Below are 23,879 nucleotides of genomic sequence, written 5' to 3' on the forward strand. Positions count from 1 at the left end.
CGCGGGGATCGAGTCGGGGGGAGGGCTGGCGGATGCGGACGCCGACGAACACGGAGCCGCCGACCGTGAGGGTGCCGGGCGATGCGCCGGGGCACGACTCCGGCGCGCCCGGGGACGCGCGGTCGTGGGCGTGGGTCCACCAGTTGCGCGCGTGGCGCACGGCCGCGACCACCGAGCCGGGCCGGCTGCGGGTGATCGGAGCCCTGCTCGTGGTGCTGGTCGTGGCGTTCGGGGCGGTGACGGCCTGGCAGATCACCGAGCGCGCGACCGCGGCCGACGACGTGATCCACCACAGCGAGCCGCTCAGTGCGCGCGCGGCGGACATCTACCGGTCCCTGGCCGACGCCGGCGCCACCGCCTCCGACGGCTTCCTCGCCGGCGGCGTGGAGCCCGCGGGCGTCACCGAGCGCTACGACAAGGACATCGACGTCGCCTCGCGGAGCATCACGCAGGCGGCGGCGAGCTCGGAGGGTTCGCCCGGTTCGCGCGACCGGCTGGAGCGGCTCAACCAGCGGCTCTCGGAGTACACCGGCCTGATCGAGCGGGCCCGTTCCAACAACCGGCAGGGCTTCCCCGTCGGCGGGGCGTATCTGCGCCGCGCCAACGACCTGATGAACGAGCAGATCCTGCCCGACGCCAAGGAACTGTGGACGATCGAGACGGCCCGGCTCGGCCGTGACTACGACGACGCCCAGGCACTGCCGTGGGGCGCCTGGGCGCTGGGCGGAGTCGCGCTGGTGGCCCTGCTCTGGGCGCAGCGGCGCTCGTACCGGCGCACCCACCGGGTGTTCAACGTCGGCCTGTTGGCGGGGACCGCCGCCACCGTCGCCGTGCTGCTGTGGCTGGTGGCCGGGCACGGAACGGCACGCGCCCGGCTGGACGACTCGTACGCGCACGGGGCCCGGTCGCTGCAGGTCCTCAACGAGGCGCGGATCGAGTCCCTGCAGGCCCGCAGCAACGAGAACCTGACACTGGTGGCCCGTGGCAGCGGTGACGCGTACAACACCGCCTACCTCCAGCAGATCCAGGACATGGCCGGCACCAAGGCCGACGGGAAGACCGGCCTGCTCGCCCGGGCGCTGCAACTGGCGGACGACACCGAGAGCCGCGACAGCATCACCACCGCGATGAAGGACGCCAAGGCCTGGTGGAGCCTGAACCTCCAGGCCCGCGCGAAGGACGACGCCGGCAGCTATCTGGACGCGGTGGCCCAGACGATCGGCGGGAGTTACGAGAACGGCGAGCAGGCGAAGGAGTACACGGGCGTCTGTTTCGACGGGGTCGACAGCAGCCTGGCCAAGGCCGTCGCCCACGAGCAGGACGAGTTCGAGCAGGCCGCCGAGGACGGCCGTGGCGCGCTGAACGGACTGGGTGCCGGCGCCGCGCTCCTGGCGGTGCTCGGTGCGGCGGGTGCGGTGCTCGGCATCGGGCGCCGGTTGTCGGAGTACCGATGAGCGGCGGAGGGAGGCCGCGGATGACACGCGGGGGGCAGGGCATGCGGGGCTGGGGAGGCGTGGCCGCGATGGCCGGGCTGTGCGTGCTGGCGGTGGCCGGCACGGCGTTGCCGCTGCACTTCAGGGCGACCGAGCGGGCGGAGGCGGAGCGGGCGGCGACCACCACGCACTCGGCGACGCCCGCCGACGCGGAGCAGGCCGGGCAGCAGGCCGCCGACGACGACTGCGGCGGCCACCCGGAGGCGAGCCTGCGGCCGTCCGGGGAGAGCGGGCCGGCCGTCGAACGGATCAAGGAGCGCGGCAAGCTCGTCGTCGGCGTCGACCAGAACGGCTACCGCTGGAGTTACCGCGACCCGGTCAGCCGCAAGATCATCGGCTTCGACATCGACCTGGCCAAGGCGATCGCCGAGGACATCCTCGGGGACGACGACGCGATCGTGTACAAGACGGTGCCGACCGCCAAGCGCTTCGAGGCCGTCAACAACGGCGACGTGGACGTGCTGGTGCGCACGGTCAGCATCACCTGCGAGCGGATCAAGGAGAAGCACATCGCCTTCTCCACGGCCTACTTCGAGGCGGGGCAGCAACTGCTCGTCCCCCGGCAGGGCTCCGGCATCAAGGGCTTCGACGGATCCATCACCGGCAAGCGGATCTGCACCGCCCAGGGGACCACCGGCGAGGCGAAACTGGAGGAGGAGAAGGACCGGCTGCGGCCGCGGATCGTCCTCGTCCCCAACCAGCTGGACTGTCTGGTGAAGCTGCAACTGGGCGAGGCCGACGCCGTGTTCACCGACAACGCGCTCGCCGCGGGGCAGGCCGCCCAGGACCCGGCGGTGCGCCTGGTGGGGAAGCCCGTCACGACGGAGTACTACGGCGTGGCCATGAACGAGAAGGACACCGACCTGGTGCGCCGGGTCAACAAAGTGCTGGAGGACTACCGCAGTGGCGGCCCGGACAGCCGGTGGATGCAGGCGTACCGTACCTGGCTGGAAGCGGATCTCCCCGGCATCGAGGGCCCGCCGGAACCGCTGTACCGGGACTGAAGCAGACTGGCGCCCGCGCGGGCGTCCCACGACCGACGGGGAACTGGCCGACAGCTGACGCAGACACGGGGACCGGCGGAGAAGGAAGTAGGTGCGATGGCGCTCGCGGGACCATCCGGACCGGCGATGAGCCGCGAGGACGTCGACCGTGCCCTGGCGCGGCTCGGTGACGAGCGGGAGGCGATCGAGTCGTCCCTGCTCGCGCTCCAGGACCACTCCGGCCGCAGGCTGCTGGAGGGGGCGGCGCTCACCGGCGCCACCAAGGAGCGCTGGGCCGCCGCCGAGCAGGCCCTGTCCTTGCTGTGGGCGCACTTCGACGCGTACACCGACGCACTCACCAGTGCCCGCGCACTGCGTTCGCGGCGCCGCTGGCCCACCCAGAGCGAGTTGCGGGACCTGACGGAACTGCTGCGCGGTTCCGGCATCACGGTCTCCGGCGGCGCGGTCCCGGAGGCCGCCCGCGGTCTGACCGGACCCGCCAGGCTGAGCGAACGGCTCAGCCTGGAACAGCTGCTGGCGCGGATGAACGACCGGTACGCGCAGGTGCTGGACGTCGTCTCGGCCGTCGACGCGGTGTGGTCGGCGCTGCCGGCGCGCATCGACCTGCTGGCCGCCGAGGCCCAGCGGGTCCGTTCGCTCGCCGAGTCGGTCGGGGTGCGCCCGGGCACCCACCCCTCCGGTGACGACCTGCAGGAACTGCTGACGTCACTGGCGGCGCTGCGCGGCCAGGTCGTCTCCGACCCGCTGCTGTTCTGGACCGCCGGGCGCCCCGACACCGGGCGCTACGACCGGGCGGGCCGCGCCCTGGAGGACATACGCCGCGAGGTCGAGGCCGTCCTGCACGTACGGGACGACGCCGACCACCGGATGATGCGGCTGCGGGACGTGCTGTCGCGCGCCGACCGGACGCTCACCGAGGCGCGCAGCGCCCGCGTGGAGGTGCTCTCCAAGATCGCCGCGTCGGAGGTCCCCGCGGTGAGCGGCGCGCCGGTCGCCCTGCACGACCAGTTGACCGCCGCCGTGGAGTTCCGCAGGACCGGGCAGTGGCACCGGCTGTCCCCGCTGCTGGACGGTCTGGAGCAGCGCGCCGACGACGAGTTGCTGCGCGCCCGCGAGTCGCTGACCGCGGTCACCGCGCCCTTGGCGGTCCGCGCGGAGCTGCGCGGACGGCTGGACGCCTACCGGGCGAAGGTGGCACGTCACGGTTTGGCGGAGGATCCGCTGCTGATGGAGCGGTACGACCACGCGCGGCGTCTTCTGTGGAGTGCGCCGTGCGATCTGCGCGCCGCCGAGAGCGCGGTGCTGCGCTATCAGCGTGCGGTGTCCGACATGCTGGTACCGGGGCAGGCGGGACCTGCCGATCACAAGGGGGATGGGCGATGAAGTGCCAGCGTCCGGGCTGCGACGGGACGATCGAAGACGTCGGCGGCGGAGAGCTGTTCTGTGACACCTGCGGCCTCGCGCCGGTGACGGCGGGGGGCGGCGGAGCCGGCAAGGGCCCGGCAAGCGCCTCGGGTGCAGGATCCGGCACCGCGTCCGGCACGAGCACGGGAACCGGATCGGGACCGGCGTCCGGATCGGCATCGGCCGCCTCGTCGGGGTCCGCCCCCTCCTCGCGTTCCGCCCGCTCGACGGGCACCTCCCGCTCCTCCCGCCGCTCGGTGTCCGGACGGCTGTCCCGCTCTCTCAGCGGCAGCACCGTCGGCGGCACCCCGGTGTCGGTGCGCAGTTCGCGCTCCGGCACCAGCGGCCCGACCCGCAGCAAGCTCGGCGCGGGGCTGGTGGCCGTTCCGCCGATCCCGCGGCCCGACCCCGCCGCGTCGGTCCTGCAGGACCCGCAGGTGCCCGAAAGGAAGCGGTTCTGCAGCAAGGGCGACTGCGGTGCGCCGGTCGGGCGCAGCCGCGGCGACCGCCCCGGGCGCACGGACGGCTTCTGCACCAAGTGCGGGCACCCGTACTCGTTCACGCCCAAGCTCCAGGCGGGCGACGTGGTGCACGGCCAGTACGAGGTGGTGGGCTGCCTCGCCCACGGCGGACTGGGCTGGATCTACCTGGCGGTGGACCGGGCGGTCAGCGACCGCTGGGTGGTGCTCAAGGGCCTGCTGGACACCGGCGACGAGGACGCGCTGGCGGCGGCGGTCTCCGAACGGCGCTTCCTGGCCGAGATCGAGCACCCCAACATCGTGCGGATCTACAACTTCGTCGAACACCTCGACCCTCGCACGGGCAGCCTCGACGGCTACATCGTGATGGAGTACGTCGGCGGCAAGTCGCTCAAGGAGATCGCCAACGAGCGCCGCTCCGCCGACGGCAGGCGCGAACCGCTGCCCGTCGACCAGGCGATCGCCTACGCCATAGAGGCGCTGGACGCGCTCGGCCACCTGCACAGCCGCAATCTGCTCTACTGCGACTTCAAGGTCGACAACGCCATCCAGACCGAGGACCGGCTCGAACTCATCGACATGGGCGCGGTGCGCCGCATGGACGACAACGACAGCGCGATCTACGGCACCGTCGGCTACCAGGCACCCGAGGTGCCGGAGGTCGGCCCGTCCGTCGCTTCCGACCTCTACACGGTCGCGCGCACCCTGGCGGTGCTCACCTTCGACTTCCAGGGCTACACGAACGTCTTCGTCGACAGCCTGCCCGACCCCGGCAACATCGAGGTCTTCTCGCGCTACGAGTCCTTCTACCGGCTGCTGGTGCGGGCCACCGACCCCGACCCGGGGCGCCGCTTCGCCTCGGCGGAGGAGATGGGCGACCAGCTGCTGGGTGTGCTGCGCGAGGTCGTCGCCATGGGCACCGGGACGCCGCGGCCCGCGCTGTCGACGCTGTTCGGGCCCGAGCTGCGCGTGGTGGACACCGAGTTGCTGGCGCCCTCGGACGGCGACGCCTCCTCGCTCGGCGGCGGCCGGACGAAGGGCCGGGCGGGCGGCAGGGCGAACGGCGGTGCCCCCGCGGCCGCCCCCGCACTGGCCGCTGCTCCCCCGATGCCCGCCCTGCCACCGGCGAACGGCACCTACAGCCCGACGGTGGCGGGCGCTCCGTACGCCGTCCCGGCACAGCGCACCGGGTCCGCCCCGGCACCCCTGACCGGTCCTGGCGGGCCTGCCGGCCATGCCGGTCCGACGGTCACACGGCTCGACGTACGGGCCGCCGCCCTGGCGCTGCCGGTGCCGCACGTCGACTCGGCCGACCCCAACGCCGGTTTCCTCGCGGGCATGGCGGCCGCCGCGCCCGCGGAGCTGGTGGCGGCCCTGCAGGCGGCGCCCACGGAGTCCACGGAGCTGCGGCTGCGCCTGGTGCGCGCCTGGCTCGACACCGCGGACGCGCGCTCGGCCGCCGAGGCGCTGGCCGCGCTCCAGGACGAACACGGCGACGACTGGCGGGTGGTGTGGCACCGCGGCCTGGCCGCGCTCGCCACCGGCGACCACGAGACCGCCGCCCTCGCCTTCGACGCGGTCTACGACGCCTTCCCCGGCGAGCCGGCGCCGAAGCTGGCGCTCGGCATCTGTGCCGAGGTGCTGGGACAGCTGGACAACGCCGCCGAGTACTACCGCCTGGTGTGGAGCACGGACCACAGCTACGTCAGCGCCGCCTTCGGCCTCGCCCGGGTCCAACTGGCCGCCGGTGACCGCGCGGGGGCCGTCGCGGCGCTGGAGTCGGTGCCCGAGGCGTCCATCCACTACACCGCGGCGCGGGTGGCCGCGGTACGGGCGCGGTTGCGCGACCGCCCACCGCAGGAGGCGCTGCTCGGCGACCTGCGGGCCGCCGCGCAGCAGGTCGAGGACCTGCAGCGGCTGGGCCTCGACACCCGGCTGCGCGAGCAGTTGTCCACGGAGGTGCTGGGCACGGCCCTGGACTGGGTGCTCGCCGGACAGCAGGGCGGCGCGCCGGCCGGGGCCGCCGCCGTGGCCGCCGCGCCGGCGCTGCTGGGCCGGGACCTCGACGAACGCGGCCTGCGCTTCGGCCTGGAGCAGTCCTACCGGGTGCTGGCCCGCCTCGCCGAGCAGGGCCGGACAAGGATCGAACTGGTGGAGCGGGCCAACCGCTTCCGCCCCCGGACGTGGGTGTAACGCCATGCCCCAGACGACCGTTTGCCCGGAGTGCGCCGAGCCTCTGGAGCCCTCCGACAAGTTCTGCGACGCCTGCGGCGCCGATCTGGCCGCCCCCCGGCGGCCGGAGGGCTACACGCTCGCGCCGCCCGCGGAGCCGGAGGCGTACGAACTCGCCCCGCCGGCCGGGGAGTCCGACACGCTCGCCTTCGGGCTCGGCACGTCGGGGCTGACCCAGGCCCGGATCGCCGACCCCCGGATCGAGCAGCCCGGCGCCGAGCCGGCTCCCCGATCGCACTGCGTGGCCTGTGAGGTGGGCACCATCGACGCCGACGGTTACTGCGAGCACTGCGGCCACGCCCAGCCGCGCCCGCGCGACCACCAGGAAGTGGAGCTCGGCGGGGTGGCCGCGGTCACCGACCGGGGTCTGCGGCACCACCGCAACGAGGACGCCTTCGCGCTGTCGACGACCACGCTGCCGGACGGCACCCCGTCGGTCGTCGCCGTGGTGTGCGACGGCGTCTCCTCCGCGTACCGTCCCGACGACGCCTCGGAGACCGCGGCGGAAGCGGCGGTGAAGGCGCTGGTGCCCTCGCTGTCGCGCGGCGTGCGGCCCGAGGAGGCGATGCGCGAGGCCCTGCTGGTGGCCGCGCAGGCCGTCGCCGACCTGGCCGCCGAGACGCCCGAGGAGGAGAGCCGGCGGCACCACAACGCGCCTGCCTGCACCTGCGTCAGCGCGGTCACCTCCGGCAAGACCTTCACCGTCGGCTGGATCGGCGACAGCCGCGCCTACTGGATCCCCGACGACCGCTCGGTCCCCGCCGCCCGGCTGACCGAGGACGACTCCTGGGCCGAGCGCATGGTCTCGCTCGGCCTGATGACGCAGGCCGAGGCCTACGCGGACGAACGGGCCCACGCCATCACCGGCTGGCTCGGCGCGGACGCGGTCGAACTGGACCCGCACACCGCTTCCTTCGAGCCGGACGGACCGGGTGTAGTGGTGGTGTGCACCGACGGACTGTGGAACTACGCGGAGTCGGCCGCCGAGCTCGCCTCGGTGATGCCCGGTGACGCCCGCGCCCGGCCGCTGCACTGCGCCCGCACTCTCGTCGGCGTCGCCATCGACGGCGGAGGACACGACAACATCACCGTGGCTGTGCTGCCCTTCCCGGTGGCCTGACCTCCGATCCTCCTCTCCATCACTCCTCAACTCGTTGATCCTGCTTCTTGGTTGACAAGCGCTAGGAGCGCACCCGATGGCCAACTTCTCCAAGTCCAACGTGCCGCAGTTCTCCGTCGACATCTACCAGAACGAGTTCCTCCCGGAAGGCGGCCGCGAGGTCAACGCGATCGTCACCGTGACCTCGACGGGCGGTGGCACCTCGGGTGGGCTGCCGCTGGCCAGCCAGGCCCCCGCCGACCTGCCGGGCACCCGTCCCGGAGCGGCCGTGGTGATCATGGTGGACTGCTCGGGCTCGATGGACTACCCGCCGACCAAGATGCGCAGCGCCCGCGACGCGACGGCCGCGGCCATCGACACCATCCGGGACGGGGTCGCCTTCGCGGTGGTGGCTGGCACCCACCAGGCCAAGGAGGTCTACCCGGCCGACGGCGGCCTGGCCGTGGCCGATCCCACCACCCGTCACCAGGCCAAGCAGGCGCTGCGCCGGCTCAGCGCGGGCGGCGGCACCGCGATCGGCACCTGGCTGCGGCTGGCCGACCGGCTGCTGTCCACCGCGGACGTGTCGATACGGCACGGCATCCTGCTGACCGACGGCCGCAACGAGCACGAGAAGCCGGAGGACCTGCGCGCCGCCCTCGACGCCTGCGCGGGCCGCTTCACCTGCGACGCGCGCGGTGTCGGCACCGACTGGGAGGTCAAGGAGCTGACCGGCATCGCCTCGGCGCTGCTCGGCACCGTCGACATCGTCGCCGACCCCTCCGGCCTGGAGGCGGACTTCCGGCAGATGATGGAGGCGGCCATGGGCAAGGAGGTCGCGGACGTGGTCCTGCGCGTGTGGACCCCGCAGGGCGCGGAGATCCAGTACGTCAAGCAGGTGGCCCCCACCGTCGAGGACCTCACCGCCCGGCGCGCCGAGGCCGGCCCCCGGGCCGGCGACTACCCGACCGGCTCCTGGGGCGACGAGTCCCGCGACTACCACGTCAACGTGGTCGTGCCGACGGCCGGAGTGGGCCAGGAGATGCTGGCGGCCCGGATCTCGCTCGTCCAGCCGCAGCCGGACGGCACACCGCAGGTGCTCGGGCAGGGCCTGGTGCGGGCGGTGTGGACCGACGACATGGTGGCCTCGACGCGGATCAACCCGCAGGTCGCCCACTACACCGGCCAGGCGGAGCTGGCCCAGGTCATCCAGCAGGGCCTGGAGGCCCGCAAGCAGGGCGACTTCGACTCCGCGACCGCCAAGCTGGGCCGCGCGGTGCAGCTGGCCAGCGCCTCGGGCAACGAGGACACCGCCAAGCTGCTCGCCAAGGTGGTGGACGTGGTCGACGCGGTGACGGGTACTGTGCGGCTGAAGGCCAGGGTCGCGGACGCCGACGAGATGACCTTGGAGACGCGTTCGACGAAGACTGTCCGCGTCAAGAAGTAGCGTGGTGGGGTAAAACGGGGCGGAGGGGGAGAGAAAACGACATGTCGACTTGCCCGAACGGTCATGAGTCCGCGACGGACGACTGGTGCGAGGTGTGCGGGATGCGCATGACCTCACCGGCGGCCACCTCCGCCCCACCCGCCTCCTCCTACCCACCGCCGCCGCCCCCACCGCCTTACTCGGGCGGCTACGACCCCGGCTACCACCCCGGTGCCGGTGCCGGTACCGGATACGACCCGGGCCGCGGCTACGGCGGCCGGGCCTACGACCCGGACGCCACGGCGGCCGTGGAACCGTGCCCCCACTGCGGGACCCCGCGCGAGGGCTACGCCCAGTTCTGCGAGGAGTGCCGCTACAACTTCGTCACCCACGCGGGCACGACCTTCGTCCCGCAGTCGCCGGCCGGCGGCACCTCGGCACCGCCGTTCCCGGCCTCCCAGCCCGGCATGCCGCCGTACCAGCGGTACGAGTCGTCCCTGACCCGTCCGTCGCAGGTGAACCGGCCGGCCGAGCCGCTGGAGCCGGAGTCGGTCACCGCCGGCTCGGGCGACTTCCTGCTCACCCCGCCGTCCGCGTACGAGCCCGAGGCCGCACCGGCGGGCCCCGGCACCTGGACCGCCGTGATCGGCGCCGACCGGGAGTACTTCACGGCGATGATGGCCCGTAGCGGCCCTGAGGCCACGGGCCTGTACTTCCCCTCGTACTCCCCCGAGCAGCGCCTGCCGCTCACGGGCCCGCAGATCGCCATCGGACGCCGCCGTCACAGCACCGGTGAGGCTCCCGACATCGACCTGGCACGGGCTCCCGAGGACCCGGGTGTCTCCCACAAGCACGCCGTGCTCGTGCAGCAGCCGGACGGCAGCTGGTCGGTGGTCGACCAGGACTCCACCAACGGCACCACGGTCAACGGCGGCGAGGACCCGATCAAGCCCTTCGTACCCGTCCCGCTGGGCGACGGGGACCGCGTCCACGTGGGCGCCTGGACGACGATCACGATCGTGCGCGACTGACTCCCGGCTCCACCGGGTCGTCTGAGACCATGGGACGCGTGACTGAGATCCCGCGGGGCACACTCGACCAGCAGACGTTCTACGAGGCGGTGGGCGGCGAGCCGACCTTCCGGCGGCTCGTCCACCGCTTCTACGAGGGCGTCGCGCAGGACCCGGCCCTGCGCGCGATGTACCCCGAGGAGGACCTGGGCCCCGCCGAGGAACGGCTGGTGCTCTTCCTCATGCAGTACTGGGGCGGCCCGCGCACCTACAGCGAGAACCGCGGCCACCCCCGGCTGCGGATGCGGCACGCGCCCTTCCAGGTCGACCAGGAGGCGCACGACGCGTGGCTGCGCCACATGCGCGACGCGGTGGACGAGCTGGCCCTGGAGCCGGACCACGAGCGTCAGCTGTGGGACTACCTGGTGTACGCGGCCGCGTCGATGGTGAACTCGCCCGGCTGACGGACCCCGCCGCGGGCGTTCGGGTCCAACGGCCCGGCAGCCCGGCGACCCGCGGCCCGCCGGCCCCGTGATCAGACGGGGCTGACCGACAGCCCCAGACCGCTGCCGCGGCGCACGGCGACCGAGCCGTACGACGTGCGCAGCCGCAGCCACGACCCCGCGGCCAGCAGGTCCATCGCCGTTTCCCCGTCCCCGACCGCCGCGCGCGGGGCCGGGACGGTGGCACGCACCGGGCGCAGGAATCCGAGGGCGTGGGCGGCGTGCACCGCCCGCAACGGCAAACCGGTCACACCGAGCTGCCGGGACCAGATGTCGTCCGCCAGCGCGTCGAGCTCCGCCCGGGTGCGGTGCTCGGGCGTCAGGGCCTCGCTGCGGGTGCGGAACTCCGTCACCGCCGCGGCGGCCACCGCCCGCACGTCGTCCGGCGAGGGCAGTCCCTCCACCCGCCGCCACCCGCCGCGCGGCGGCAGCAACCCGGCCCACGCGGGGCCGGTGACGGCGGCCGGCACGGCGACCGTGCCCGCCTCCTCGTCGAGGCCGTCGAGCAACTGCCCGGCGGAGACGGTGGCGTCCAGCTCGTGCGCCTCGGCGAGTTCCGCCGTGCGCACGGCCAGTACGCCGCCCCCGAAGGGCGGCTGGCCGAAGACCGCGAGCACCGCCCCGAACGCCTGCAGCCTGACGACCGCGGCCTTGTCCCAGCGCAGCAGCCGGGCCAGGAAGACGGCGAAACCCTCCGTCTCCCTGGCCTCGGCGAGCAGCAGCGATGCCGTCATGCGGCCGCGGCCTCCTCCTTGCCGGCGCCCGGGGCGTCGGCACTGGCGGAACCGCCGGCGGAATCGTCGTAGTACTCCTCGAGGAACGCGCGCTCCTCGGCGGTGATCCGCCGCGGCCGCCCCTGCTCGAGGTTGTAGGGGACGACGATCGTGGAGGCCCGCACGTAGACGGTCTCCCCGTCCTTGATCTCGTACGCGACGGTCATCGAGGCCGCCCCCACCTTGGTCACCCACGTCTCGACGGTCACCGGCTCGTGCCGGTGGACCAGCGGGCGCAGGTAGTCGATCTCGTGGCGGGCGATGACCGAACCGCCCGTGAACGACGCGCTGCCCTCCCCGGGCGCCAGCCGGAACATGAAGTCGACACGCGCCTCCTCCAAGTAACGGAGGAAGACGACGTTGTTGACGTGCCCGAAGGCGTCCATGTCCGACCAGCGCATCGGGCAGGGGTAGATATGACGGGCCATCAGGCGATCAGCCCCGGGTGAGCTTCTTGTACGTGGCGCGGTGCGGACGGGCCGCGTCCGGGCCGAGCCGCTCGACCTTGTTCTTCTCGTAGGACTCGTAGTTGCCCTCGAACCAGAACCACTTGGACTCGCCCTCGTAGGCGAGGATGTGGGTGGCCACCCGGTCCAGGAACCAGCGGTCGTGGGAGACGACCACGGCGCAGCCGGGGAAGTCCAGCAGCGCGTTCTCCAGCGAGGACAGGGTCTCGACGTCGAGGTCGTTGGTCGGCTCGTCGAGGAGCAGCAGGTTGCCGCCCTGCTTGAGGGTGAGCGCCAGGTTGAGGCGGTTGCGCTCACCGCCGGACAGCACGCCGGCCGGCTTCTGCTGGTCCGGGCCCTTGAAGCCGAAGGCGCTGACGTAGGCGCGGGACGGCATCTCGACCTGGCCGACGTTGATGTAGTCCAGCTCGTCCGACACGACCGCCCAGAGGGTCTTCTTGGGGTCGATGTTGGCGCGGCTCTGGTCGACGTACGAGATCTTGACCGTGTCGCCGACCTTGATCGAACCGGAGTCCGGGGCCTCCAGGCCCTGGATCATCTTGAACAGCGTGGTCTTGCCGGCGCCGTTGGGGCCGATGACGCCGACGATGCCGTTGCGCGGCAGGGTGAAGGAGAGGTCGTCGATGAGGACCTTCTCACCGAACGCCTTGGAGAGGTTGCTGACCTCGACCACGATGCTGCCCAGGCGGGGGCCCGGCGGGATCTGGATCTCCTCGAAGTCGAGCTTGCGCATCTTCTCGGCTTCGGCGGCCATCTCCTCGTAGCGGGCCAGACGCGCCTTGGACTTGGCCTGCCGGCCCTTGGCGTTGGAGCGGACCCACTCCAGCTCTTCCTTGAGCCGCTTGGCGCGCTTGGCGTCCTTCTGGCCCTCGACCTTGAGACGGGACTGCTTGGTCTCCAGGTACGTGGAGTAGTTGCCCTGGTAGGGGAACGCGCGGCCGCGGTCGAGCTCGAGGATCCACTCGGCGACGTTGTCCAGGAAGTACCGGTCGTGGGTGATCGCCACGACGGTGCCCGCGTACTTGGCCAGGTGCTGCTCCAGCCACTGCACGGACTCGGCGTCCAGGTGGTTGGTGGGCTCGTCGAGCAGCAGCAGGTCGGGGGCCTCCAGCAGCAGCTTGCAGAGCGCGACGCGGCGCTTCTCACCACCGGAGAGGTTGGTCACCGCCCAGTCGCCGGGCGGGCAGCCGAGGGCGTCCATCGCCTGCTCCAGCTGGGCGTCCAGGTCCCAGGCGTTGGCGTGGTCCAGCTCCTCCTGCAGCTTGCCCATCTCGTCGAGCAGCGCGTCGGAGTAGTCGGTCGCCATCAGCTCGGCGATCTCGTTGAAGCGGTCCAGCTTGGCCTTGACCGGGCCCACGCCGTCCTGGACGTTCTCCAGCACGGTCTTGGACTCGTCCAGCGGGGGCTCCTGCAGCAGGATGCCGACGCTGTAACCGGGCGAGAGGAACGCGTCACCGTTGGACGGCTGCTCCAGACCGGCCATGATCTTGAGCACCGTGGACTTACCGGCGCCGTTCGGGCCCACGACACCGATCTTCGCGCCGGGCAGGAAGCTCAGGGTGACGTCGTCGAGGATCACCTTGTCGCCATGCGCCTTGCGCGTCTTGCGCATGGTGTAGATGTACTCAGCCAAGAGAAACCGTCCGGCAATCGATGTGTGGGCAGATACACCCCATCTTGCCTGACCGCTACCCCTCTACGGAAACGAGTACCGCGGGGGCCGTGTGACCTGCGGACTCCCGGGCAGCCCAGGTGGTCGATCTGCCACCCTCGGTCGCCGCATCGGCCACTCGATGCCCCCGCTGCCCGGCACGGACGGAGTCCGGCGACGTACGGCGTCAACGAAGAAACCCGTCGTCCCGGACGTCGCCACCAGGCACCATGGGTCCGGTGAAGGACCTGCCCCCCGCCCTGCCGTCAGCGGATTCACGCAAGTGGCACGGCCGCCGATGGTGGGATCAACTCGGATATCTGCGCGTGCGCTCCTCGGCGAACCCGCATTGGTCCCGGGACACGCCGTGGCTGATCGCATGGCTGCGCCGCGAGCGTTCGATCGCCGTCCCGGCAGATCACTCCCTCTATGACAGAGCGATCACCGCTGCTCAGAACTACGCACGGACTCAGGGCCGGCCGGCAGAAACCGAAACCGCATGGGATCGAGTTCTCGAACCCGTGGACGAGTTGCTGACGAGGCGGCAGGCAAGGCACCTCGCCGCGGTCCGCAGGGCACAGGCCGAACAAGGCAACGCGGGCTCCTGACGTCGAGCCGCTCGGTCCGGCCCAGCAGTCACCGCTCAGTCCAGCGGGTCGGGCCACTCGTGGGCGGGGAGGAGGTCGCGGAGCCTGGCTGTCCTGGTGCGTCCGAGGACCACTTCGGTCTCCAGGTTCTCCGGGGCGATCTGGCGCATGAACTCCCGGCACCGGCCGCACGGGGGCAGCACGTGCAAGGCGCCCTCGTCGTTGCGCCATACGGCGACGACCTTGGCGATCCGGTACTCGCGGGCGGTGACCATGGCGGCGATGGCGGCGTGCTCCGCGCAGAACCCGGTGCCGGACCCCGTGTCGATGCAGACGCCCGAATAGAGGTTGCCGGCTTCGGTGACCAGCGTGCAGCCCACGTCGCCGAACAGCCGGTCGCCCACCCGGTGCGGGTGGAGCACGGCCTGCGCGGCGGCGATCAGTTCGTCGTTCGGCACAGTGATCACGCAGGGAAGGTATCTGCGCCGCCGTCCCGGGGCCACCGGGATGGTCAGCGCGGGGCGGCGCTCGCGGGCAGCCCGAACGCGGCGCGGGCCTTGGTCTCGGGGTCGGTCAGGTTCGCGGCGGCGTCGCCGGTGAGGCGTTCGGCCTCGGCGGCGCCTCCGGGGGAGAACCGCGCCGCCGCCCAGGCGGAGGAATCGCCGTCGGGCTCCCAGGAGACGTCGCTCACCCGGGCCGGCGCCGTGGCCGGGGAGACCGTCAGCACCCCTGCCATGATTCCGCCGTCGAGCATCGACACGCCCCCGCTGCCGTGCCGTGCGAAGTGCCCGCACCAGGCCGCCAGGCCGACCCGCAGACCGGCGCCCGTGGGCCGGATCTCGACGATGTGCTCGGTGCAGAAGCCGCGCGGCGCGACCCCGTTCTCCTCAGGAGGGTCGTCACCGCCGAGCGGGCCCAGGGAGTCCGTGAGCAGGTAGCGGTCCACGACGGGAAGCACGGCCCGTTCGAGCGCCGGGTCGACGCGTGGCGCCGCCGGAGCCTCCTGCTGGGTGTACCAGAGCGCCCCGGCCAGGACCGCGGCCCCGACGATCCCCGACGTGGCCCACCGCCGCCGTCTGTGTCCCTCGCCCATGGTGCCCGTCCCTCGCTCTCGTCCCGCCGTACCGAAGACTACGGACGCCGCGCCCGGGGGGGGAGGGTTCCAGGACGACTCGGGGAAATGCCCAGGGGGCGGAAGTCGTTGACCTCCGCCCCCTGGGGGTGGGACTACGGCCGGAGCCGGTCAGTCAGTTCACTCGGCGGGAGCAGCCGGCTTCTTCTTGCGGAGGAAGAAGACCGCGGCGCCGCCGATCACGACCAGCGCGATCGCGATGCCGGCGATCACCGGGGTGGCGCTGCTGGAGCCGGTCTCGGCGAGGTCGCCGCCCGTGGTGGAGCCGGTGTCAGAGGTGCCCTCGCTGGAGCCGCCGGCCGAGGCCGGGCTGGGCGAGGAGGACGGGGTGGTGGTGCCGCCGGAGCCGGCGGTGTCGCAGTCGAGCACACCCTCGAAGGTCTTCTCGAAGCCGTTCGGACCCGAGATGGTGATCTTGTACGACTGGTCCTCGTCCACCGGCACGGTCACGGTCTCGGACTTGCCGGCCTCGATCGTGTACTCCTTGCCGGACAGCGAGAAAGTGAACGGCTGGTCGCCCTCGTTGGTGGCGGTGACGTCGACGCCGTTCTTGTCGCAGTCGACCTCGGCGGAGACCGCCGGGATCGGGCCCTTGGCGGCCCAGGTGCCGGTCGCCGACGCGGTGACGGTGCTGTCGCTGGAACCCGCGAGGATCTGCACCTGCGTGGTGGTGTCGATGCCGGTGAAGGCACGGCCGACCGGGAGCTTGGTGTTGGCCGAGGCCGTCAGGGACGTGGAGCCGTCCGGGGTGCCGGCCGCGACGTCGAAGTACAGCGCGTCGCCGTCCTTGGCGGTGCTGACCTCCTGGCCGTCCTTGTCGGTGATCTTCACGCCTTCGGGGGTGCTCGGCGCGGGGCTCACCGTGACGCTCGCGGCGTTGGTGTGGACGGTGATCGGACCGAGCAGGTCACCGGCCTTGCCGGAGACGGCCGGCGGGTCGAGGGTCAGCGAGGCCGCCGGCTCGTCGAGGGTCTGCGCGTTCTTGCCCAGGTACGCGGCCAGCTCCTCCGCGACGGGGTTCACCGCGTCCACGTCGGCGTTGTCCGAGAAGCGCCAGATGGCGACCTGCGTGCCGGCGGCGGCGAGCTGCGGGGTGAGGTCACCGCTGAGGTTCGCCGCGGACTTGAGCGCCGCCAGGTCGTTCACCTGCGGGTACGAGTGCTGCAGGATCCAGTTGATCTTGCCCGCGTTCGTGTTGTTGTGCAGGCTCGACTGGTCCCAGGAGACCTCCTTGTAGCCGGCCTTGCCCTGGGTGGGGTTGTGGATGTCGATGCAGTACGTCTGGATGGTGCCGCCACCATCGACGGTCATCTCGAAGAGACCGGCGGAGACCTTCTCGTCCTTGCCGTTGTCGTGGATGACGGCCTTGTCGAACGTCTTCAGGTTGCCGAGCGTGGCCTTGGCGCCCGCGGTGGGGGTCGCGTCGTCCGCCGCAGCGGACCCGGCGCCGGCCATGGAACCGACCGCAATGAGGCCGGAGGCCACTATCGCGGCGGCAAGACGGGCAGCTCCCCGCCTCCGTACAGTGAACATGAAATTCCCCTCCGGGCGAGGCCGGTCGTGGGGCACGTGCCTCGCCGACAGCTGTGGATCCCCCGTGGAACGCCGGGGTACCCGAAGAATCCTAGGAACCGCACGTATCAAAGCCATCAGGATTCACGGCGGCCCGGGAATTCGAATCGCAATCGTTACCGGCGCGTACGTGTGAGAACGAATTTGTCGATAAATCCTCGCCCGTTCACGAGGAACGAAATATCCGCTGTCCGGATTATCCGGACAGGGCGACCGCGGGGTCGGCCGACACGGACTCCCGGCTCTCGGGCGCCGGCTGCGGAACCGTCAATTCCGGCCGGGGCAGGGCCACACGGCGGAACGCCGACGTCCCCCGCGTCAGGTCGTGACCCGCGGCGACCGCGTCGATGTCGGCCGAGATCCAGCGCTGCCCGTCGCGTTCTTCCTCACGCACCCTCAGCCGCCCCTGGACCAGCAGTGGTTCGCCCACTCCCACCGAGGCCACCACATGTTCGCCGAGCGACCGCCACGCCCACACCGTGTAGAAACTGGTGTGGCCGTCCGACCAGCCGCCGCGCTCGCGGTCCCAGCGGCGTGCCGTGGTGGCCAGCCGGAACCGGGCGACCGGCACACCTGTCGGCGTCTTCCTGAATTCCGGCCGGGTCGCGACATTCCCGACGACGGTGACCAGTGTCTCGCTCACAACCGATTCCCCCTTGTTTCCGTGCCGTCGCCGGCGGCCCTTTCACCGCCGTCCTCGCGACAAAACCATCGTGCCCCGCCGACGACGGTCGTGGAGAAATCGGATTCAACCTGTGGATTACTGCCCGGTTGTGGACAACTCCGTCACCCGGAAGTGGCGACCGGCCAGAACTCCGTACTGCTCGCGCACCTCCCGGTAGCGCAGCAGCTCCGCCGCGACCGGCTCCAGCACGCGGGCCCTGCCGCAGTCGGCCGCCGCGTCCGCCAGCCGTCGTTCCGCCGCCTGGCCGTGCCGCCGGGCCGGACCGCGCGCCGCGAAGCGCCCCGCCCGGGCCAGTGCGGGCCCGCCACCCGCCCCGGCACCCAGCAGCACCAACGACAGCCACCACGGCGTGCCCACGGCGCCCGCCGCCGCCGCGGCACCGCACAGCGTGCCCGCCATCACCAGCAGCGCCAGCAGCCACTGCGCCGTGCCGACCGCCGACCACCAGCCCGGCCGTCCCGGCTCGCCCGGCTCGGCGCGCTCCGCCGCCGCGTCCAGCGCCTCCGGCAGGGCGTCGCCGCCGCGCCGGGCCGCCTCGCGCACCGCCTGTGCCCACGGGGCGGGCAGCCCGACGGCCGCGTCCGCCGCCACCATGCGCACCGCCTCCTCCACGACCGCCCGGGACGCCGCGAGCGCGGGCCGCCGCCCGGCCGGCGCCACATCGTGCGGTCCCTCCCCCGCCGAGGCGCGCACGCCGCCGCGAAGGAGGCCCGGCAGCCGTCCCCACGGTGTCCCGCACGCCTCGCCGGCGGCCCGGATCCACTCCCGTTCCGCGGTCCGTCCGGCGGCCGCGGCGCCGACCGCCTGCGCGAGCCGGATCGCGAAGTCCTCGCGTGCCGCGTCCGTCAGGCCCGTCGCGCCCTCGGCGACGTACAGCGGGCGCAGCCGTTCGGCGAGCCCGTCCACGTCCGCCGACAGCCGCCGGCCCGCCGCGGCGCGCTCGGCCACGATCTGCCCGATCGCCGACCGCAGTTCGGGCACGCCGTCACCGCTCAGCGCGGAGGTGGCCAGCACCATGGCGCCGTCCTCGCCGTGCTCGCCGACCGCGAGACCGTCCTCGTCCAGCAGGCGCCGCAGGTCGTCCAGGACGAGTTCCGCGGAGTCGCCCGGCAGCCGGTCGGTCTGGTTCAGGACGACGAGGGTCACGTCGGCGTGCCCGGCGAGCGGCCGCAGATAGCGCTCGTGCACGGACGCGTCCGCGTACTTCTCCGGGTCCAGCACCCACACGACGACGTCGACCAGGGTGAGCAGCCGGTCCACCTGGTCGCGGTGGGTCAGCGCCGCCGAGTCGTGGTCGGGCAGGTCGAGGAGAACGAGCCCGCCGAGACCGCCCGGCACTCCGTGGTCCTGGCCCGCCTCTCCCGCCAGGTGCTCCCCGTCGAGCACGCTGTGCCGGGCGTGCCGGTGCCGCGGCGGGATGCCGAGCCGGTCCAGCAGCCCGGCCGCGCCCCGCGGGTCCCAGGCGCACGCCACCGGCTCGGAGGTGGTGGGCCGGCGGACGCCGACCCGCGCGAGCTCCAGCCCGGTCAGCGCGTTGAACAGCGACGACTTCCCGCTGCCCGTCGCTCCGGCGAGTGCCACCACGGTGTGGTCCGCCGACAGCCTGCGCCGGTCGCCGACCCGTTCCAGGAGCTCCCCGGCCCCGTCCAGGGCCTCCGGGCTCACGCGCGTGCGCGACAGCCCCAGCAGTTCCGACAGCGCGTCCACCCGCTCCGCGAGCACCCGCTCACCTCTCCCACAGTCCGTACGACTTCTGCATCACGGAGAGCTCCGCGATGAGCGATGCCTGCTGGCCGGCCGTGACGTCCAGGGCGTCCACCGGCCGCACGCGGCGCTCGCGTTCGGCGTCCAGCAGTTCCCCGACGATCCGGTCCAGCGCCTCGCGCGCCCGGTCGCCGGCCCGCAGTGCGGCCAGTGCGCCGCCCAGCGTGGCGAGCCGTTCGCCGGCGGGGACGCCCGCGCGGCCGCCGAGCAGGGCGACGCCGAGCAGCGCGGCGGCGTCCTCGGGGTCCACGTCCTCGGGCGCGGAACTCACGGCCTCGTACGCGATCCTGCTCAGGTTCCAGCTCCAGTCGGCGACCGCCTCCTCGATGCGGTCGTCGAGGTCCTCGTCGGCGGGCATACGGGTGGCCGCCTCCAGCGGGGCGCTGCCCGCGCGGTCGCGCCGCCAGTCGTCCAGGATGCGTTCGTCGGCGGCGGTGATCCGGGTGCGCAGCAGGACCGCCAGTCCCTCCGCGAGCGCGCTCTGCAGGGCCCCGGAACCGCAGTCCGGGTAACCGCGCCAGCACGCCAGCGCCTCGCCGGAGAGCGCGGCCCCCGAGGTCACGGCCTCGTCGAAGGCGTCCTGTGCCGCGTCGTACGCGTCGTCCACGTACCGGGCCAGGCGCGTCGCCGCCGCGTGCTGGGCGGCGGACGCGCCCGCGAGTTCCGGCAGCCGGCTGTCGAGCGAGCCGAGCACGCCGGACGCGGTGCGCCGGGCCGCCTGGTGCCGCGCGGCCGGGTCCTCCGCGCAGTGCGCGAGCCAGCTGCCGAGCGCGGCCACGGCGGTGTGCGGCAATAGCCCGCCGCCGCCCGCCGACTCCGGCAGCTCCGGCACGGTGAACCGCGGTACGTCCCCGAGGCCGGCCCGGTCCAGCAGCGCGGCGTAATGGTCGGAGACGTCGTCGAGGATCTGGTGCGGCACCCGGTCCAGCACGGTGGCCAGGGTGACGTCGTACTCCTTGGCGGTGCGCAGCAGATGCCACGGGACCGCGTCGGCGTAGCGGGCCGCGGTCGTCACCAGGATCCAGATGTCGGCGGCGCAGAGCAGCTCGGCGGCGAGTTCGCGGTTGCGCACGACGAGGGAGTCGATGTCCGGCGCGTCGAGCAGCGCCAGTCCGCGCGGCAAGGTGTCGTCGGTCTCCAGCCGCAGCCACAAAGGGCCGTCGGAGGCACCGGGGTCGTCGTCCGTCTCACGGCCGCCGTCGTCCGCGTCGCTCGCCGCCCGCGGCCGGGGCGCCCACGCCCGTGCCAGCCCCGGCAGCACCCGTGGATCGGCGAACCACGCCCGGTCCTCGGGATGGCACACCAGTACCGGTGTCCGTGTCGTCGGCCGCAGGACTCCCGCGTCGCTCACCCGCCGCCCGATGAGTGAGTTGACCAGCGTCGACTTCCCCGCGCCCGTCGAACCGCCGACCACCGCCAGCAACGGCGCCTCCGGCGCCCTGAGTCTGGGCACCAGGTAGTCGTCGAGTTGCGCCAGCAGCTCCCGGCGCGTACGGCGGGCCCGATCCGCCCCGGGAATCGGGAGGGGAAAGCGCGCGGCGTCAACGCGGTCGCGCATCGCAGAGAGCACGTCCAGCAGCTCGGGCCTCGTGTCCAAGATCGCCACACACGCAGAATGCCCCATTTTGGTGGGTTTTTGAAGCGTATTTCGCGTACTTCACGCCTTTCGGCCCGCAAGAGGGTCCCAACGGGACAGGTGAGCACCGAGAGACAGCGGCATAACGAGTGCACAACAGCCGCCGACTGGTGCGTCAAAAGTGGTGCGACATTCGCACCTGCCTGCGATTATCAGACCGCTTCACCGAACCTACACAACGTGTCATGAAGGCGAAGCAACCGGCCGCACATCAGCCGCGCCCTATCCTTGTCCCCGGCAAGGTCACGGATACCGTCGACACCAAGGGGCGGGTTCGGTCGCGGCCATCGTCCGGCCCCCGTAGCTCAGTGGATAGAGCAGGCGCCTTCTAAGCGCTTGGCCGCAGGTTCGAGTCCTGCCGGGGGCACGTCTTGCGCCCCTCCCCCAGGGAGGGGCTTTTTGCTGGGCGGACGCCTGCCGGCGCGAGCGCCGCGGCGCGGGGACTCCCCCGGTGATCACGAGAGCGGTCCGACACTGTCCGGCTGTCACCGGGTTTTCGCGGGTGGCTCTGTCGAATACGTGTCGAAATTCCGCGGCGTCCCCGCGGTCCTCGTCCGAATCGCGGGTCTCCGCCGGCCTCGATCAATCCCTGATGATCTTTGAGTCGACGGGAGCCGCAACACCGGCGCGGTACGACACGTGTGTCGTCCAGACCGTTCGAAGGGCGGCGCCAGAGCGTCGGCGATCAGCGCGACGCCGAGCGATGCACGCCCCAAAAGGCGGACAGCCACGGGCATCAGTCCGTCCCGCGACGGGCGTTCGGGGTCCGCACCCTACGCAAGGAGAATCGCGGTCGTTGCCGCTTCCAAGGGGTTGCCCGTCCGCAGCGACCCGTCCCGCTCGCCGTCGATCGCACGCAGCGGTGAGGTCATCCACGGGCATCGCTCCGGGCCAGGCCGGCTGCCGGGAACCCGGCTCCACCGACGGCCACGCCGGCGCCCACGTCCGCGCACGAGCAGGGCGTGCGGACCCGCCGACGGCGAGCCACTCGCCGAGTGGGATCGCACCGATCCGCGTTGCCCCGTCAGTGTTGCTCGACTGCTCTGATGATTGCCGCAGGCACCGAAACGCACTCGCCCATTTCCGCTGGTCATCGGCGTGGCCCCACGGCAGTTGAGGCATCAAATACGCGTATTAGGTGATAAGTGGACACACTGCACGCCGCTCGCTAGGGTCAAACTTAAAGGCGCCATAAGTGCAGGAGTGGTCCGCACATAGGGGAGTTGGCGTAGCGAGTCGGAACTCACCGGCCTTACGGGTGCACACCGCATCAGCGCGTAGATACCGCCCCCCTGAGGCGACTTATGTCATGAGCAGGACAATATGTCCAAGGAAGGTCAAGCCAAATGACCAGGGACAACCTCGCACGCAAGGCCGTAGTCGCGGCGTTCGCAAGCGTTCTCCTCGTTGGTGGGGGCGCGGGCATGGCGTCCGCCTCCGCGCCGGTGAATTCTGCGCCTCGTGTCGGCGACATCGAGTGCTTCAAGGCGCCGTGCCACGACGACGGCGGTAACGACTGGGGCCACGGTCACGACGGTGGCGGTTGGGGTCACGACCACGACGGCTGGGGTCACGACCACGACCACGACGGCGGCGGCTGGGGCCACGGCCACGACGGTTGGGGTCACGACCACGACGGCTGGGGCCACGGCCACGACGGCTGGGGCGGCGACCACGACCACGACGGCGGCAGTTGGGGCCACGGCCACGACGACGACGAGTGGAACGGCTACGGCGGCGACGACTGAAAGCGGGTCAGCGCCGCCTGGCAAGGCCACGGGGCAGCGACATGAGCAATCAGGCCGACGGTTCCCGCGGTACTGACTCTCCCCTCTTCCTTCGAGCCGGGAGAAGCGGCGGAGCAGCCACCCCTGTGCGGCTGTTCCCATGATCGCCCCCGACCGCGCCCCGCCCGGCACTCGCCGGGCGGGGCGCGCGCACGAGGTGGGCAAGGACCCTTTGCCTGCGCGCAAGTGACGCTGCCTCGAACCTCACGACACAGGACCGCGCTCCAGCGGCCGCCACCGACATCAACGAGGGCGGCACCTGTGGTCACGACCGTCCAGGGCACCCGCTCAGGAGCCTCTTCGGTCGGGCGGGACTCCGTCCACGCCAGGACCTCCCCCGCGCTGTCGTAACTCTCCTTGTTCCACTCGTGGATCTCTTCGGCGTCCGCCCGATCGACGTACCCGTCGTGGAACTCGGGGCCGGGAGTCGCATCAGGCAGCAGGCAACGACTGATCGTGACGATCTGTGCGGGCAGGAAGTCGGCGTCCTGCCAAGGTTCGCGGGCGACAGGTACGGCAAGCGCGAAGCCACCGAGGATGGTGTCAGCGGCCTTCAGAGGATCCACGACGGCATTGAAGCCGACATCGGCGCGGGGCATCGACGTTGCCGGACGGCGGCGGGATCCGGTCGGGTCGGGTCGGGACGCCCCTTCAGACACGCATGTCGCCGCGGTTCAGGCAGGAGTACGAACCGTCGTCGTTGCGCCCCACGCTGTCGTACGACCAGCAGTGGAGCGCGGGCGCGAGCGTCCACATCCGCAGCGCCATGAGCGCACCGAGGCAGGCGACAGCGGCCCATCCCCCGCGGGACCGCCATCCGGAGAGCGCCAGTCCGCCGACGGTCACCAAGGCCGCGAATCCCAGCAGGTAGACGATCAGTGGCCCGCGGTTCTCCCGCAGCCCTGGGAAACGCTCCATCTCGGTGGTCCCCATGAAGCTGATCAACACCACGAGCGCGGCACAGCCGAAAACGAGGGCAGCCGTGCAGCCACGGGTCGCGCGCCCGTGCGGCTCGGGAGTGACCTTCACGGCGCCTCCTTGTGTGCGGGTGGGCCGTGATCGTAACGGGCCGGCAGAGCACGCCAGGAGGCGGATCAACGCCGGCTCGGTCGCACGCAGAACGTCTCCGCGGCCTTTGCCCGCCCGATGCGCGTCGCGCGGCGCGACGGCCGCCG

20 protein-coding genes and 1 tRNA gene are annotated in these 23,879 nt (G+C 72.3%); 11 read left to right on the plus strand and 10 right to left on the minus strand.

The features are described 5' to 3' along the window. The first annotated feature begins 32 nt into the window (after positions 1-32). The 8 genes from ACFYXS_RS02250 (at position 33) to ACFYXS_RS02285 (ending at position 10,611) form a co-directional block, all read left to right on the plus strand. A complete protein-coding gene (locus ACFYXS_RS02250; RefSeq protein ID WP_389242840.1) occupies positions 33-1,454 on the plus strand; it encodes a hypothetical protein in 1,422 nt (473 codons plus the stop codon). A 20-nt stretch (positions 1,455-1,474) separates the two neighbouring features. Continuing rightward, positions 1,475-2,497, plus strand: a complete 1,023-nt coding sequence (locus ACFYXS_RS02255; RefSeq protein ID WP_389242842.1) for a glutamate ABC transporter substrate-binding protein — start codon at positions 1,475-1,477, stop codon at positions 2,495-2,497. Between the two features lie 96 nt (positions 2,498-2,593). Further along, the gene (locus ACFYXS_RS02260) at positions 2,594-3,880 is read left to right on the plus strand and encodes a hypothetical protein (RefSeq protein ID WP_389242844.1); all 1,287 of its coding nucleotides are present in this window, start codon (positions 2,594-2,596) and stop codon (positions 3,878-3,880) included. After that, positions 3,877-6,573: a tetratricopeptide repeat protein gene (locus ACFYXS_RS02265; RefSeq protein ID WP_389242846.1), complete on the plus strand. Its 2,697-nt coding sequence runs from the start codon at positions 3,877-3,879 to the stop codon at positions 6,571-6,573. Before ACFYXS_RS02260 ends, ACFYXS_RS02265 begins: the two co-directional genes overlap by 4 nt. Positions 6,574-6,577: 4 nt before the next feature. After that, complete coding sequence (locus ACFYXS_RS02270; RefSeq protein ID WP_389242848.1) at positions 6,578-7,732, plus strand: PP2C family serine/threonine-protein phosphatase; 1,155 nt, start codon at positions 6,578-6,580, stop codon at positions 7,730-7,732. A gap of 76 nt (positions 7,733-7,808) precedes the next feature. Beyond that, on the plus strand, positions 7,809-9,158 hold the full coding sequence (locus ACFYXS_RS02275) for a VWA domain-containing protein (RefSeq protein WP_389242850.1): 1,350 nt from the start codon (positions 7,809-7,811) through the stop codon (positions 9,156-9,158). A gap of 101 nt (positions 9,159-9,259) precedes the next feature. Beyond that, on the plus strand, positions 9,260-10,168 hold the full coding sequence (locus ACFYXS_RS02280) for an FHA domain-containing protein (RefSeq protein WP_389242852.1): 909 nt from the start codon (positions 9,260-9,262) through the stop codon (positions 10,166-10,168). A 38-nt stretch (positions 10,169-10,206) separates the two neighbouring features. After that, positions 10,207-10,611 carry a globin gene (locus ACFYXS_RS02285; RefSeq protein ID WP_389242854.1) on the plus strand — a complete coding sequence of 135 codons (405 nt, stop codon included), beginning with the start codon at positions 10,207-10,209 and terminating at the stop codon, positions 10,609-10,611. 71 nt (positions 10,612-10,682) lie between these two features. Here ACFYXS_RS02285 and ACFYXS_RS02290 read toward each other — a convergent pair whose 3' ends face one another. Genes ACFYXS_RS02290 through ettA form a run of 3 tightly spaced genes read right to left on the minus strand, consistent with a single transcriptional unit; the run spans position 10,683 to position 13,523 of the window. Next, positions 10,683-11,384, minus strand: coding sequence for a hypothetical protein (locus tag ACFYXS_RS02290; RefSeq protein WP_389242856.1), 702 nt, complete (start codon positions 11,382-11,384; stop codon positions 10,683-10,685). Further along, complete coding sequence (locus ACFYXS_RS02295; RefSeq protein WP_389242858.1) at positions 11,381-11,851, minus strand: acyl-CoA thioesterase; 471 nt, start codon at positions 11,849-11,851, stop codon at positions 11,381-11,383. The genes ACFYXS_RS02290 and ACFYXS_RS02295 overlap by 4 nt, the downstream gene beginning before the upstream one ends. A 7-nt stretch (positions 11,852-11,858) precedes the next feature. Then, complete coding sequence (gene ettA / locus ACFYXS_RS02300) at positions 11,859-13,523, minus strand: energy-dependent translational throttle protein EttA (RefSeq protein WP_389242860.1); 1,665 nt, start codon at positions 13,521-13,523, stop codon at positions 11,859-11,861. Between the two features lie 257 nt (positions 13,524-13,780). Here ettA and ACFYXS_RS02305 point away from each other — a divergent pair, with 257 nt between their 5' ends. Continuing rightward, complete coding sequence (locus ACFYXS_RS02305) at positions 13,781-14,149, plus strand: hypothetical protein (RefSeq protein ID WP_389242862.1); 369 nt, start codon at positions 13,781-13,783, stop codon at positions 14,147-14,149. Between the two features lie 35 nt (positions 14,150-14,184). On the opposite strand, the gene ACFYXS_RS02310 is transcribed toward ACFYXS_RS02305, so the two are convergent. From ACFYXS_RS02310 to ACFYXS_RS02335, 6 genes are all read right to left on the minus strand, one after another. Then, on the minus strand, positions 14,185-14,595 hold the full coding sequence (locus tag ACFYXS_RS02310; protein ID WP_389242864.1) for a cytidine deaminase family protein: 411 nt from the start codon (positions 14,593-14,595) through the stop codon (positions 14,185-14,187). A gap of 44 nt (positions 14,596-14,639) precedes the next feature. Next, positions 14,640-15,221, minus strand: a complete 582-nt coding sequence (locus tag ACFYXS_RS02315) for a hypothetical protein (RefSeq protein ID WP_389242866.1) — start codon at positions 15,219-15,221, stop codon at positions 14,640-14,642. A 159-nt stretch (positions 15,222-15,380) separates the two neighbouring features. After that, positions 15,381-16,793, minus strand: a complete 1,413-nt coding sequence (locus ACFYXS_RS02320) for an LAETG motif-containing sortase-dependent surface protein (RefSeq protein WP_389242868.1) — start codon at positions 16,791-16,793, stop codon at positions 15,381-15,383. Positions 16,794-17,028: 235 nt separating this feature from the next. Beyond that, positions 17,029-17,475, minus strand: a complete 447-nt coding sequence (gene ssb, locus ACFYXS_RS02325) for a single-stranded DNA-binding protein (RefSeq protein ID WP_389242870.1) — start codon at positions 17,473-17,475, stop codon at positions 17,029-17,031. A 117-nt stretch (positions 17,476-17,592) separates the two neighbouring features. Then, positions 17,593-19,239, minus strand: coding sequence for a GTPase (locus ACFYXS_RS02330; protein WP_389242872.1), 1,647 nt, complete (start codon positions 19,237-19,239; stop codon positions 17,593-17,595). Positions 19,240-19,243: 4 nt separating this feature from the next. After that, positions 19,244-20,878 carry a dynamin family protein gene (locus ACFYXS_RS02335; protein WP_389243497.1) on the minus strand — a complete coding sequence of 545 codons (1,635 nt, stop codon included), beginning with the start codon at positions 20,876-20,878 and terminating at the stop codon, positions 19,244-19,246. A gap of 333 nt (positions 20,879-21,211) precedes the next feature. On the opposite strand from ACFYXS_RS02335, the gene ACFYXS_RS02340 reads away from it, so the two are divergent. Both ACFYXS_RS02340 and ACFYXS_RS02345 read left to right on the plus strand, forming a co-directional pair. Further along, positions 21,212-21,284 (plus strand) — tRNA-Arg (locus tag ACFYXS_RS02340). 1,078 nt (positions 21,285-22,362) lie between these two features. Then, positions 22,363-22,665 (plus strand): hypothetical protein, encoded by a 303-nt coding sequence (locus tag ACFYXS_RS02345; RefSeq protein WP_389242874.1) that lies wholly within the window; start codon positions 22,363-22,365, stop codon positions 22,663-22,665. Positions 22,666-23,355: 690 nt separating this feature from the next. Here ACFYXS_RS02345 and ACFYXS_RS02350 read toward each other — a convergent pair. Next, positions 23,356-23,733, minus strand: coding sequence for a hypothetical protein (locus tag ACFYXS_RS02350; protein ID WP_389242876.1), 378 nt, complete (start codon positions 23,731-23,733; stop codon positions 23,356-23,358). Positions 23,734-23,879 lie beyond the last annotated feature (146 nt).

The sequence above is a fragment of the Streptomyces sp. NPDC002574 genome, assembly GCF_042889545.1.
GTDB lineage: Bacteria > Actinomycetota > Actinomycetes > Streptomycetales > Streptomycetaceae > Actinacidiphila.

Excerpts from the sequence above, each read along its gene's own strand:
- ACFYXS_RS02255 (WP_389242842.1), top strand. The coding sequence starts at position 1,475 with ATGACACGCGGGGGGCAGGGCATGCGGGGCTGGGGAGGCGTGGCCGCG.
- ACFYXS_RS02320 (WP_389242868.1), bottom strand. The coding sequence starts at position 16,793 with ATGTTCACTGTACGGAGGCGGGGAGCTGCCCGTCTTGCCGCCGCGATA.
- ACFYXS_RS02250 (WP_389242840.1), top strand. The coding sequence starts at position 33 with ATGCGGACGCCGACGAACACGGAGCCGCCGACCGTGAGGGTGCCGGGC.
- ACFYXS_RS02290 (WP_389242856.1), bottom strand. The coding sequence starts at position 11,384 with ATGACGGCATCGCTGCTGCTCGCCGAGGCCAGGGAGACGGAGGGTTTC.
- ACFYXS_RS02270 (WP_389242848.1), top strand. The coding sequence starts at position 6,578 with ATGCCCCAGACGACCGTTTGCCCGGAGTGCGCCGAGCCTCTGGAGCCC.
- ACFYXS_RS02260 (WP_389242844.1), top strand. The coding sequence starts at position 2,594 with ATGGCGCTCGCGGGACCATCCGGACCGGCGATGAGCCGCGAGGACGTC.
- ACFYXS_RS02275 (WP_389242850.1), top strand. The coding sequence starts at position 7,809 with ATGGCCAACTTCTCCAAGTCCAACGTGCCGCAGTTCTCCGTCGACATC.
- ACFYXS_RS02280 (WP_389242852.1), top strand. The coding sequence starts at position 9,260 with ATGCGCATGACCTCACCGGCGGCCACCTCCGCCCCACCCGCCTCCTCC.
- ACFYXS_RS02295 (WP_389242858.1), bottom strand. The coding sequence starts at position 11,851 with ATGGCCCGTCATATCTACCCCTGCCCGATGCGCTGGTCGGACATGGAC.
- ACFYXS_RS02315 (WP_389242866.1), bottom strand. The coding sequence starts at position 15,221 with ATGGGCGAGGGACACAGACGGCGGCGGTGGGCCACGTCGGGGATCGTC.
- ACFYXS_RS02265 (WP_389242846.1), top strand. The coding sequence starts at position 3,877 with ATGAAGTGCCAGCGTCCGGGCTGCGACGGGACGATCGAAGACGTCGGC.